Raw genomic sequence first — 12,687 nt, forward strand, 5'->3', positions numbered from 1 at the left:
CTGTCTACCTAAAGGGGATAAGACCACTTAGGATCCAAGCTGGTCTTATTCTTTTTTGTTGCATTAGGAAATGAAACGTTTATGAAAAATGATGAGAAAACCATATGCATAAAATCCCCTTCAAAGGAAATACTTTACACTGTACAGCAACTCCCGATAGGAGGGAACACTTTGACGAGAAACAAAGTAGAAATTTGCGGTGTTGATACAGCTAAACTTCCAGTACTAAAAAATGAAGAGATGCGTAAATTATTTCGTGAAATGCAAAGTGGAGAGATAAGCGCAAGAGAGAAATTAGTGAATGGAAACTTACGTCTTGTACTGAGCGTCATCCAAAGATTTAATAACAGAGGAGAATATGTTGATGATTTATTTCAAGTTGGCTGCATTGGACTTATGAAATCCATTGATAACTTTGATTTAGGCCAAAATGTTAAATTTTCAACGTATGCTGTGCCGATGATTATTGGGGAAATACGCAGATATTTGCGTGATAATAATCCAATTCGCGTATCTCGCTCATTGCGCGATATTGCGTATAAAGCATTGCAAGTAAGAGAAAAGTTGATTGCTGAAAATTCAAAAGAACCAACAGCAATGGATATTGCAAAAGTTCTCGAAGTGACACATGAAGAGATTGTTTTTGCGCTAGATGCGATTCAAGACCCAGTTTCATTATTTGAACCAATTTATAACGATGGAGGAGATCCTATCTTTGTTATGGATCAGTTAAGTGATGAAAAACAAAAGGACGAGCAGTGGGTTGAAGAACTAGCGTTGAAAGAAGGGATGAAGCGTTTGAATGATCGTGAGAAAATGATTATTCGAAAACGTTTCTTCCAAGGGAAGACACAGATGGAAGTTGCTGAAGAAATTGGGATTTCACAAGCGCAAGTATCACGTTTGGAGAAGTCTGCTATTAAGCAAATGAATAAGACGATTCAAGGATAAGGCCCTCACCAGTTATGGTGAGGCCTTTTTATATGTAATGGAGTTTACGCTCATAGTAGGGGGGGCGGATTCATATAATGAAAACGATATGGAGTTTCTCTTAGTAGCGGCTACTTCCTGTTAATCCCGCTATTTGCGGGCAGTAAGACTCCCACCACAAGATTTGACTGCAAAGCAAAGGAGTTAGGTGGGAGTCAGGCTGCCTGTAAAAGCCCGATTGGTTCAATTAATAATCAGTGGGGGTGAACAAAACCCCCACTGATTAAAGTTTCACTTTATGTGAGAAATAATGGTCTGCGTACTTACAATTTGCGATATAAGGGAGAGGATGAATATGATACGGATTTCGGAGTTTCAAATGAAGGATGTTGTAAATGTTTCAGATGGAAAGAGGCTTGGGAATATTGGAGATATTGATATTGATATAGACACAGGAAAGATTAGGGCGGTTATTATTTCTAAGCAGGCACGAATACTTGGACTTTTTGGGAAGGAAGAAGAATTTGTAATTCCTTGGGAACAAATTATGAAAATTGGGGAAGATGTCATACTTGTAAAAGTAGATCATGTTAACTCTGTAACAGAATCAATACAAATACCGACAATTTCTTAAAGAATATTACAAATTCCTCTTTTTTTTCTGTTGTCATTATGAAAAAATAAAAGTATGGTAAAATAGACAGGAAGTACCATGCTTTTTTTCTGTTATTTTAATTAAAAGGAGCCGCTTTATGAGAGAACCATTTAAATATGTGGACGGTATACTGTATTTACAAGCGTGGAAAGAACTTGGAAACATTACTGCTGGATTTACGACAAAAGATGGTGGGGTAAGTACAGGCTCCTTTCATGCGATGAATTTAGGATTACATGTGAATGATATCGTGGAGAATGTTCATGAAAACAGACGCATTTTAGCGAATAAGTTACAAAAACCATTAGAAAAATGGATTTGTTCTGAACAAGTTCATGATCATCATGTTGAAAAAATAGGGCAACAAGAAAAAGGAAAAGGCGTCTATTCATATGAAGACGGTATTCCAAAAACGGATGGCATTTATACAACTAATACAGATGTACTCTTAACATCTTGTTACGCGGATTGTGTTCCACTCTATTTTTATGCACCATCACATGGTATGATAGGACTTGCACATGCTGGATGGAAAGGAACTGTAAAAGAGATTGCGAAAGAAATGATTCAAAAGTGGAATGCAGAAGGTGTTTCAAGTGATGAAATTCATGTTGCAATTGGGCCAGCAATCGGATCATGTTGTTATGTTGTTGATGATCGAGTATTAACAGCAGCTCAGCAAGTAGTAAACGGTCCTGTTCCTTATAAAGTAATTTCTGATGGACAGTATGCAATTAATTTAAAAGAAGTTAATCGTATATTATGTGTACAAGCAGGTATAAAAGAAGAACATATTGTAATGTCATCTCTTTGTACAAGCTGTGAAGACCAATTCTTTTTCTCTCATCGTCGTGATCAAGGTAAGACAGGGAGAATGTTGAGTTTCATAGGTTTTAAGGAGGAGTGAAGCAAGTGACAGTACAAGGGAATTTAGCCGTTGTAAACGAGGCGATTACAAAATCTTGTGCACGAGCTGGACGTTCGGTGAAAGATATTAAGCTCGTTGCAGTTACAAAAACTGTAGGAATTGAAAAAACAAATGAAGTAATTGAAGCTGGAATTATCGATTTAGGTGAAAATAGAAATGAAGGCTTTTTACAAAAATATGAGCATTTCGGCTCAAAAGTGAATTGGCATTTTATTGGCTCATTGCAAACGAGAAAAGTAAAAGAAATCATTAATGAGATTGATTATTTACATTCATTAGATCGTTTTTCGCTTGCAAAAGAAATTCAAAAACGTGCTGAAAAGAAAATTCAATGCTTTATTCAAGTGAAAACATCATCTGAAGAATCAAAGCAAGGATTGGCGATAGAAGAAACAATTTCTTTTATTCAAAGTTTGCAAGAATTGGATAAAATTGAAGTGGTAGGACTGATGACAATGGCTCCGTTTACAGAAGAAGAGGAAGAGGTTCGTCGCTGCTTTAAGGAATTGCGCATGCTACAAAAGCAAGTTCAGGAGCTAGAATTATTACATGCGCCATGTAAAGAATTATCAATGGGAATGTCCAATGATTACACGATTGCAATTGAGGAAGGTGCTACATATATTCGTTTGGGAACGGTTTTAGTAGGAAAAGCGTAAAAGGAAGGAGAAAGGTATTATGAGTTGGTCAAAAGTAAAATACTTCTTTTTTGACACACCGGAAGAAAAAGAAGCAGCTCAATATGGTTATGAAAAGGAGCAAACAGACATGAAAAAACAACAAGATCCCCCAGAACAACAAGATGTTCCGTTTGCGAAAGGGCAACCGAAACAAAATATTGTGAGCATTGAAACAGCAAAGCAATCTTCAAAAGTTGTTTTACTAGAACCACGCACATATTCGGAAGCACAAGGCATTTCGGATCACTTAAAAGGTAGACGAGCTGTTGTAATTAATTTGCAGAGAATGTCTACAGATCAAGCTGTACGTATCGTTGACTTTTTAAGTGGTACTGTATACGCTATAGACGGGGATATTCAAAAAATAGGCCCGAAAACATTTATGTGTACACCTGAAAATATAGATATTGTTGGTGCAATTTCAGAGTTGTTCGGTGAAGAAGAGACGAATATAAAGAGGTGGTAATACGCCATGATAACAGTTCTAACAGTATTGCATTATGCTATTCAAATTTATTCCTATGCGCTTATCATTTACATTCTTTTGTCTTGGTTCCCAGGTGCAAGAGAATCAGCATTTGGTGATTTTCTTGCACGCATTTGCGAACCTTATTTAGAGCCTTTTAGGAGATTTATTCCACCGCTTGGTATGATTGATATTTCTCCAATTGTCGCGATTTTCACATTGAATCTTGCTGGTAGAGGATTGGCGAGTTTATTTCTTTATTTTGTTTAGCGAGAGGTTACATGCATGAGCATCTACGAGCATTTTAGACCTGATGAAGAGGTCTTTGTGGATAAAGTATTAGAGTGGAAACAGGCAGCTGAGTACCATCAAGTCAAGTTAACGGACTTTCTTGATCCAAGACAGCAACAAATTGTTTCTATGGTAATAGGACAAGGAGATGTAGCTGTACGGTTTGATGGTGCGATGCCTGAAGCCGAACGGAAAAGAGCACTAATTTATCCAGACTATCTAGAATTAAATGAAGAGGAATTTCAGGTAGAAGTATTAGAAATTGACTATCCTTCCAAGTTTTATACGCTAGAACATAGGCAAATATTAGGTGCATTCATGTCGCTTGGTTTAACAAGGGAAAAATGTGGTGATATTTTGCTGCAAGAAGATCGTGCCCAAATTGCAGTTGCGAAAGAAGTTGTATCGTATATTGAAATGAACTTACAATCAATAGGGAAAATGAAAGTCACACTTTTTCCTATACAAGTAGAGCAAATTTTGCAGGTGAGTGAAAAATGGGGAGAAAAATCTGGTACTGTTTCGTCACTTCGTCTAGATGTTTTATTAGCTGAAATGTTACATATATCTAGGCAAAAAGCACAACCCCTCATAAAAAATGGTCTAGTAAAAGTCAATTGGAAAACAGTAGAGCAAACTTCGTATGAATGTTTTCCAGGAGATGTTTTCTCGATTAGAGGGTATGGACGAAGTAAATTATTTTCTGTAGAAGGTAGAACGAAGCGCGACAAATGGAGAGTTTTGTATGGTATACTAAAATGATTGGTTTTTTAGAAGGAAATTCTCTTATTTTGTCGAAGAAAAGATATAATTGAAAGAGGAAATTTAGATAACTACTTGGAGGTGGCGTTGTGCCGTTAACACCATTAGATATTCATAACAAAGAATTTGGTCGCGGATTCCGTGGCTATGATGAAGATCAAGTAAATGAGTTTCTTGATCAAATCATCAAAGATTATGAATTAGTCATTCGTGAAAAAAAAGCTTTAGAAGAAAAGGTTGCACAATTAGAAGGAAAGTTAGATCATTTTTCTAATATTGAAGATACGCTGAACAAATCTATCGTTGTCGCACAAGAGGCTGCTGAAGAAGTGAAGCGTAATGCACAAAAAGAAGCAAAATTAATTGTACGTGAAGCAGAAAAAAATGCAGATCGTATTATTAACGAAGCGTTAGTGAAATCAAGAAAAGTTGCTTTTGATATTGAAGAGTTGAAGAAACAAGCGAAAGTATTCCGAACTCGTTTCCGTATGTTATTAGAAACACAACTTGAAATGTTAAACAACGACGATTGGGATAAACTAATTGAGTTAGAAGACGAAGTAGACGAGCTGTTGAAAAAAGAAGAAACAGTGTAAGCTTGACGTTTTTCTCATTATTACATATAATTTTAAACAACATATTTATTAAGAAAAACGAAGATAGGGATAAGTACCTTTTTCATACCTTATATAGCGAACTGAGGATGGTGTAAGCTCAGGATAAGGAGATAATGGGAATATCACCCTGGAGTTCCACGCTGAACATTTGTAGTAAGCGTAGGCGTATATTCGCGTTAAGAATATAAAGAGGATCTTATACATTTGTATATGGTCTACTAGGGTGGTACCGCGGGAGACTTTCTCGTCCCTTTTTGGGATGAGAAAGTCTCTTTTTTATTCCGTTTTTTAAGGTCTTTCTTTTATACATTCAAGGAGGAATTGAGCATGGAGTACAAAAATACATTACTAATGCCAAAAACAGAATTCCCTATGCGTGGGAATTTACCAAAACGTGAGCCTGCAATGCAAGAAAAATGGGCTGAAATGAACATTTATGAAAAAGTGCAAGAGCATACAAAGGGTCGTCCTTTATTTGTACTGCATGATGGACCTCCATATGCGAATGGTGACATTCATATGGGACACGCGTTGAATAAAGTGTTAAAAGACTTTATCGTTCGCTTTAAATCAATGACAGGATACTGTGCACCGTATGTACCAGGTTGGGATACACACGGTTTACCAATTGAACAAGCTTTAACAAATAAAGGTGTAAAGCGTAAAGAAATGACAGTTGCTGAGTTCCGTAAGTTATGTGCAGAGTATGCATATGAACAAGTAGAACGTCAACGTGAACAATTTAAGCGTCTAGGTGTACGTGCAGATTGGGACAATCCATATATTACTTTAGAGCCAGCTTATGAAGCACAACAAATTAAAGTGTTTGGTGACATGGCGAAAAAAGGTTATATCTATAAAGGACAGAAACCAGTTTATTGGTCTCCAACGAGTGAGTCTGCTTTAGCAGAAGCTGAAATTGAATACCAAGATAAAAAATCAGCATCTATTTACGTAGCATTTCCTGTAAAAGACGGAAAGAACGTATTAGAAGGTGATGAGAAATTTATTATTTGGACAACAACACCTTGGACGTTACCTGCAAACTTAGGTATTTCTGTTCATCCAGAACTTGAATATAGCATTGTGAAAGTAAATGATGAAAAATATATTATTGCTTCTGAACTATTTGATACAGTTGCAAAAACGTTAGAGTGGGAAAATACTGAAGTTGTGAAAACAGTAAAAGGTAGCGAGCTTGAGTATACAGTTGCGAAGCATCCATTCTATGATCGTGACTCTTTAGTTATGCTAGGTGAGCACGTTACAACAGATGCTGGTACAGGTTGTGTTCATACAGCACCTGGACATGGGGAAGACGATTTCCTTGTTGGTAAGAAATATGGATTAGAAGTTCTTTGCCCAGTTGATGATAAAGGTGTATTAACAAGTGAAGCACCTGGATTTGAAGGCTTATTCTATGATAAAGCTAACAAACCAATTACGGAAAAATTAGAAGAAGTAGGCGCGTTACTAAAATTAACATTTATTACGCATTCATACCCACATGATTGGAGAACGAAAAAACCAATTATTTTCCGTGCAACAGCACAGTGGTTTGCATCTATTGAAGCATTCCGTAAAGAATTATTACAAGCTGTTGAAGAAACGAAATGGGTGCCAGCATGGGGTGAGACTCGTCTTCATAATATGGTTCGTGACCGCGGTGACTGGTGTATTTCTCGTCAACGTGCATGGGGTGTGCCAATTCCAGTATTTTATGCGGAAAATGGAGACCCGATTATTACAGATGAAACAATTAGCTATGTAGCAGATTTATTCCGTGAACACGGTTCTAACGTATGGTTCGAGCGTGAAGCGAAAGATCTATTACCAGAAGGATTTACACATCCAGGTAGCCCAAATGGTGAATTCCGTAAAGAAACAGACATTATGGATGTTTGGTTTGATTCAGGATCTTCTCACCAAGCGGTATTAGAAGAGCGTGATGACCTACAACGCCCAGCAGATTTATATTTAGAAGGATCTGACCAATATCGCGGTTGGTTTAACTCTTCATTATCAACAGCTGTTGCTGTAACAGGTAAAGCACCGTATAAAGGTGTTCTAAGCCACGGTTTCGTACTAGATGGTGAAGGGCGTAAAATGAGTAAGTCGATTGGAAACATCGTCGTACCGAAGAAAATTATGGATCAATTAGGCGGAGATATTTTACGCTTATGGGTATCTTCTGTTGACTACCAATCTGATGTACGTATTTCAGATGATATTTTAAAACAAGTAGCAGAAGTGTATCGTAAAATCCGTAATACATTCCGTTTCTTATTAGGTAACTTAGATGACTTTAATCCGAGTGAAAATACAGTGGCGGCAGCTGAGCTTCGTGAAGTGGACCGTTACATGCTAGTAAAATTAAATGACTTAATTACAAAAGTAAAAGAAGCGTATGAAACATATGACTTTGCGGCAGTATATCATGCAATTCATAACTTCTGTACAATTGATTTAAGCTCATTCTATTTAGATTTTGCGAAAGACATTTTATACATTGAAGGTGCAAATCACCACGATCGTCGTGCGATTCAAACAGTGCTATATGATGTTCTTGTTGCATTAACAAAACTGGTAACGCCAATCTTACCTCATACAGCTGATGAAGTATGGCCATATGTTCCTGGTGCAGAAGAAGAAAGCGTACAGTTAACTAATATGCCAGAAGTTGTAGAAGTAAATGGTGCTGAAGCGTTAAAAACAAAATGGGATGCGTTTATGACGTTACGTGATGACGTATTAAAAGCTTTAGAAGTCGCTCGTAATGAAAAAGTAATTGGTAAGTCATTAAATGCAAGTATTACACTATATCCGACTGCAGAAATGAAAGCTATGTTAGAGTCTATTAGTGAAGACTTAAAGCAACTATTTATCGTTTCTGAGTATAAACTTGGTGGTATGATGGAAGAAGCGCCAGCAGATGCACCTAAGTATGAGCATACAGCGGTTGTTGTAGCTCAGGCAACAGGTGATACGTGTGAACGTTGTTGGGTTGTTTCAGAAACAATTGGTAAAGATGCAGAACATGAAACATTATGTGAGCGTTGTGCAACAGTTGTTAAAGAGAACTATGTGAAATAATAAAAAACTGACTGCTCGTAATAGCAGTCAGTTTTTTTATTGATGATATATTGAAATAATTTTAACTCTCTTTCCTACGAAGGAAAAATGTGTGTGAGGTAAGCGTGGAAATTTCGGACACACTAATTGTACATTGCAGCTGGGAGGAATGTACACGTGAATGAAATTTATATGGAAATAAAAGAAGAATTACAATTGATGAGAAAAGAGTTGCAAGAGAGATTGGCTAAAGAAGTAATGCACACATATTATATGGAATTTGGGCAAGAGCTTGGATATGAAATAAAGGAAGAGACAAAGAAAAAATTGCTATTACATGATATAAAAGAGGATTTAAAAGATGTAGAACGTGCATTGTTTAAAATGGAAATAGATATGTACGCTATTTGTGAAGAAACTGGGAGAGTGATTCCTGCAAAACAAATGAAAACAATGCCCACTGCTCGTACGATTTATGAATTTTTCTATGAAAAGGTAAATGTATGAATACGCACAACGATATTATATTACCTTTTTTTAATTTATTTTATTCTTCTATAAAGGTTCATTGTGAAAAGGTTGCAGCTATGCTAAAATTTTGAGGTACACTGTCTTTGTGGGGGAAATGAAAATGATATATTATGTAATAGCGTTATTTGTCATTGCCATCGATCAAATATCGAAGTGGCTAATTGTAAAGAACATGGAATTGGGTACGAGCATTCCGATTATCGATAATGTATTATACATAACATCACATCGAAATAGAGGAGCTGCCTGGGGTATTTTAGAAAATAAAATGTGGTTCTTCTACATTATTACAGTCGTTTTCGTAGCATTTATCGTATTTTATATGAAAAAATATGCAAAAACGGACAAACTTCTAGGTATTTCATTAGGTCTAATTTTAGGCGGAGCAATTGGCAATTTTATTGATCGTGTATTTAGACAAGAAGTAGTGGATTTCATTCACGTGTATATTTTCTCGTACAACTATCCAGTATTCAATATAGCTGACTCAGCGCTATGTATTGGAGTTGTATTAATTATTATTCAAACAGTATTAGAAGGAAAGAAAACGAAGGAGTAATTGAATGAGTGAAGTAGTACAAGTAACAGTTGCAGAAGAACAAAAAAGCGAGCGAATTGATAAATTCGTTGCAGGAATAAACAATGAATGGTCACGTACACAAGCACAGCAATGGATTAAAGATGGTGTTGTGACAGTTAATGGGAAAGCGGTTAAAGGGAATTATAAAGTAAAAGAAAATGATGAAATTATAGTGACGATTCCTGAGCCAGAAGAGTTAGATATTCAACCAGAAGATATGAATTTAGAAATTTATTATGAAGATGCAGATGTACTTGTTGTAAATAAACCGCGTGGCATGGTTGTGCATCCAGCACCAGGGCATACAAGCGGTACGCTTGTAAACGGACTTATGCATCATTGTACAGATTTATCAGGTATTAACGGTGTAATGCGTCCAGGCATAGTACATCGTATTGATAAAGATACATCTGGACTGTTAATGGTTGCTAAAAATGATATGGCGCACGAATCACTTGTAAATCAACTTGTAGCAAAAACGGTAACGAGACGTTATAAAGCGATTGTACACGGTGTAATTCCGCATGATAAGGGAACTATTGATGCTCCAATTGGTCGCGATAAGAAAGAGCGCCAAAGTATGACAGTTGATGAAAATGGTAAGAATGCTGTTACGCACTTCCAAGTGTTAGAACGCTTTAAAGACTTTACACTTGTAGAATGTCGCTTAGAAACGGGACGTACGCACCAAATTCGTGTGCATATGAAGTATATTGGCTATCCACTTGCAGGAGATCCAAAGTACGGTCCGAAGAAAACATTAGATATGAATGGGCAAGCACTTCACGCAGGTATTTTAGGGTTTGACCATCCTCGTACTGGTGAATATATTCAGTTTGAGGCACCGATTCCAGAAGTGTTTGAAGATGCATTAAATATTTTACGAAAATAGTATTGACAAATCATAAGAAAACTGAGATACTGACAACAGTTAAATAATGATCCTTTAACACAGCCCCGTGAGGTTGAGAAGGTAACGGTTTGAAATACTTAGGGTATGCTGTACCCTTTTTTCAAAAGTCCTCTCGCACACGCTGAGAGGACTTTTTTTATACCATTACTCTCACGCAAGAAAAAGAGCTTGGAGGTGTAGAGCATGCAAGAGAAAGCTGTCGTTTTAGATGACCAAATGATTCGCCGCGCTTTAACACGAATTAGTCATGAAATCGTGGAACGAAATAAAGGTGTCGATAATTGTGTTCTTGTCGGAATTAAAACACGTGGAATTTTTATTGCACAACGTTTGGCAGAACGAATTGGTCAAATTGAAGGAAAAGAGATGGAAGTAGGAGAGTTAGATATTACGTTATATCGTGATGATTTAACACTACAATCCAAAAATAAAGAACCACTTGTAAAAGGTTCTGATATCCCTGTAGATATTACGAATAAAAAAGTTATCCTTGTGGATGATGTATTATATACAGGAAGAACAGTTCGAGCAGCAATGGATGCTCTTATGGATTTAGGTAGACCATCGCAAATCCAACTGGCTGTTCTTGTTGATAGAGGACATCGTGAATTACCAATTCGCGCTGATTATGTAGGAAAGAACATTCCAACATCAAGTGAAGAGCGTATCGAAGTTGATTTGCAAGAGACAGATCAACAAGATCGAGTAAGCATATACGATAAGTAAAGCCCTTTTAAATGTAGTCCTGTGAGGCTGCCAAAGGGTCTTGGCTTTCATATGTCAAATTTGGCATACGAAAGTATAGGACTCTTTGTGCACAGGCACAAAGAGTTTTTTTATTGCAAAGAATTAAACTGAAGGAGGATGTAACAATGGAACAAAAGCCAGTGTTAGACGTTAATGAAGTACCGAAACCGGGAAAATGGTTATTTTTAAGTATACAACATTTGTTCGCGATGTTTGGATCAACAGTGCTTGTTCCGTTTTTAACAGGATTGAATCCGTCAGTAGCGTTAATATCAAGTGGATTAGGAACGCTAGCGTTTCTTCTTATAACGAAAGGTCAAGTACCAGCATATTTAGGATCATCATTCGCCTTTATTGCACCAATTATTACAGCAAAAACAGCAGGTGGACCCGGAGCGGCAATGCTTGGTGGCTTGCTAGCAGGACTTGTGTACATCTTAATCTCACTCGGAATTAAGAAATCAGGATCAGAGTGGATTATGAAATTACTACCACCAATCGTAGTTGGTCCAGTAGTAATGGTAATCGGTCTAGCTTTAGCACATACAGCAGTTAACATGGCGATGAACGGTGCGGATGGCAAATATAGCTTTACACACTTTTCAGTAGCATTAGTAACATTAGCAATTACAATTATCTGCTCTATATTCGGAAGAGGATTTTTCAGTATCATACCAGTGTTACTTGGCATTATCGGCGGATATATCTTCGCTTACTTCCAAGGGTTAGTAGACTTAAAGCCGGTAGCTGAGGCAAAATGGTTTGTTGTACCAGATTTCACAGTGCCATTTGTAACATATACACCAGAGTTTTCATGGAAGATTGTACTCTTGATGGTACCAGTTGCACTAGTAACAATATCAGAACATATCGGACATCAAATTGTACTTGGAAATGTTATTAAAAGAGATTTAATTGAAAAACCAGGTTTACACCGTTCAATCTTCGGTGATGGAATAGCAACATTGATCGCATCACTAATCGGTGGGCCACCGAATACAACGTATGGTGAAAACATCGGTGTGCTAGCAATTACGAGAGCATACAGTGTATACTTATTCATCGGTTCAGCGGTGTTCGCAATCATGTTCGGATTTATCGGTAAGATTTCTGCACTGATTCATTCGATCCCAACACCAGTTATGGGTGGTGTATCAATCTTACTATTCGGTGTAATCGCATCAAGCGGATTACGCATGATGGTAGATGATAAAACAGATTTAAGTGACAAACGAAACTTAATGATTGCATCAGTAATACTAGTAATAGGTATTGGTGGAGCGGTACTTCACGTAGGAGAATCATTCCAAGTAGAAGGAATGGCACTAGCAGCAATTGTAGGTGTACTGTTAAATCTACTACTACCGGAAACGAAACAAATAAAACAATCTAAGCAGATTGCTTCATAATAATAACCTTTTAATTCAGTCCTGTGAGACCGGAAAGGGTGGCTTCTTTCTTGCACCCTAGTCTCACACGACTAGGGTATTTTTATGCAAGGGTTGTTATAAAAAT

The 12,687-nt window shown here is 37.0% G+C and carries 14 protein-coding genes and 1 other annotated feature; all 14 genes read left to right on the plus strand.

Annotated features, from left to right (window positions below):
* The first annotated feature begins 171 nt into the window (after positions 1–171).
* The 14 genes from sigG to uraA all read left to right on the plus strand — a co-directional run bounded on the left by sigG (position 172) and on the right by uraA (position 12,581).
* Positions 172–951, plus strand: a complete 780-nt coding sequence (gene sigG, locus U860_RS0109210; RefSeq protein WP_000197755.1) for an RNA polymerase sporulation sigma factor SigG — start codon at positions 172–174, stop codon at positions 949–951.
* A gap of 334 nt (positions 952–1,285) precedes the next feature.
* Positions 1,286–1,564: a YlmC/YmxH family sporulation protein gene (locus tag U860_RS0109215; protein WP_025148291.1), complete on the plus strand. Its 279-nt coding sequence runs from the start codon at positions 1,286–1,288 to the stop codon at positions 1,562–1,564.
* A gap of 118 nt (positions 1,565–1,682) precedes the next feature.
* Entirely contained in the window at positions 1,683–2,492 is an 810-nt protein-coding gene (gene pgeF / locus U860_RS0109220) for a peptidoglycan editing factor PgeF (protein WP_025148292.1), read from the plus strand.
* A 5-nt stretch (positions 2,493–2,497) separates the two neighbouring features.
* Positions 2,498–3,172: a YggS family pyridoxal phosphate-dependent enzyme gene (locus U860_RS0109225; RefSeq protein WP_025148293.1), complete on the plus strand. Its 675-nt coding sequence runs from the start codon at positions 2,498–2,500 to the stop codon at positions 3,170–3,172.
* A 19-nt stretch (positions 3,173–3,191) separates the two neighbouring features.
* Positions 3,192–3,659, plus strand: a complete 468-nt coding sequence (locus U860_RS0109230; protein WP_025148294.1) for a cell division protein SepF — start codon at positions 3,192–3,194, stop codon at positions 3,657–3,659.
* A gap of 6 nt (positions 3,660–3,665) precedes the next feature.
* Positions 3,666–3,929 carry a YggT family protein gene (locus U860_RS0109235; protein ID WP_002173147.1) on the plus strand — a complete coding sequence of 88 codons (264 nt, stop codon included), beginning with the start codon at positions 3,666–3,668 and terminating at the stop codon, positions 3,927–3,929.
* Positions 3,930–3,944: 15 nt separating this feature from the next.
* Positions 3,945–4,712, plus strand: a complete 768-nt coding sequence (locus U860_RS0109240; protein ID WP_025148295.1) for an RNA-binding protein — start codon at positions 3,945–3,947, stop codon at positions 4,710–4,712.
* An 89-nt stretch (positions 4,713–4,801) separates the two neighbouring features.
* Positions 4,802–5,308 (plus strand): septum site-determining protein DivIVA, encoded by a 507-nt coding sequence (divIVA, locus tag U860_RS0109245; protein WP_001131611.1) that lies wholly within the window; start codon positions 4,802–4,804, stop codon positions 5,306–5,308.
* A gap of 51 nt (positions 5,309–5,359) precedes the next feature.
* Positions 5,360–5,584 (plus strand) — a binding site (T-box leader).
* A 72-nt stretch (positions 5,585–5,656) separates the two neighbouring features.
* Positions 5,657–8,422 carry an isoleucine--tRNA ligase gene (gene ileS2, locus U860_RS0109250; RefSeq protein ID WP_025148296.1) on the plus strand — a complete coding sequence of 922 codons (2,766 nt, stop codon included), beginning with the start codon at positions 5,657–5,659 and terminating at the stop codon, positions 8,420–8,422.
* 156 nt (positions 8,423–8,578) lie between these two features.
* Positions 8,579–8,908: a molecular chaperone DnaK gene (locus U860_RS0109255; protein WP_025148297.1), complete on the plus strand. Its 330-nt coding sequence runs from the start codon at positions 8,579–8,581 to the stop codon at positions 8,906–8,908.
* 124 nt (positions 8,909–9,032) lie between these two features.
* A complete protein-coding gene (lspA, locus tag U860_RS0109260) occupies positions 9,033–9,491 on the plus strand; it encodes a lipoprotein signal peptidase LspA (protein ID WP_000642178.1) in 459 nt (152 codons plus the stop codon).
* Between the two features lie 4 nt (positions 9,492–9,495).
* Complete coding sequence (locus U860_RS0109265; RefSeq protein WP_025148298.1) at positions 9,496–10,404, plus strand: RluA family pseudouridine synthase; 909 nt, start codon at positions 9,496–9,498, stop codon at positions 10,402–10,404.
* A 204-nt stretch (positions 10,405–10,608) separates the two neighbouring features.
* Entirely contained in the window at positions 10,609–11,151 is a 543-nt protein-coding gene (gene pyrR / locus U860_RS0109270) for a bifunctional pyrimidine operon transcriptional regulator/uracil phosphoribosyltransferase (protein ID WP_025148299.1), read from the plus strand.
* 146 nt (positions 11,152–11,297) lie between these two features.
* On the plus strand, positions 11,298–12,581 hold the full coding sequence (gene uraA, locus U860_RS0109275) for a uracil permease (protein WP_025148300.1): 1,284 nt from the start codon (positions 11,298–11,300) through the stop codon (positions 12,579–12,581).
* Positions 12,582–12,687: the final 106 nt, after the last annotated feature.

The sequence above is a fragment of the Bacillus sp. H1a genome, assembly GCF_000633475.1.
GTDB classification, from domain to species: Bacteria; Bacillota; Bacilli; order Bacillales; family Bacillaceae_G; genus Bacillus_A; species Bacillus_A paramycoides.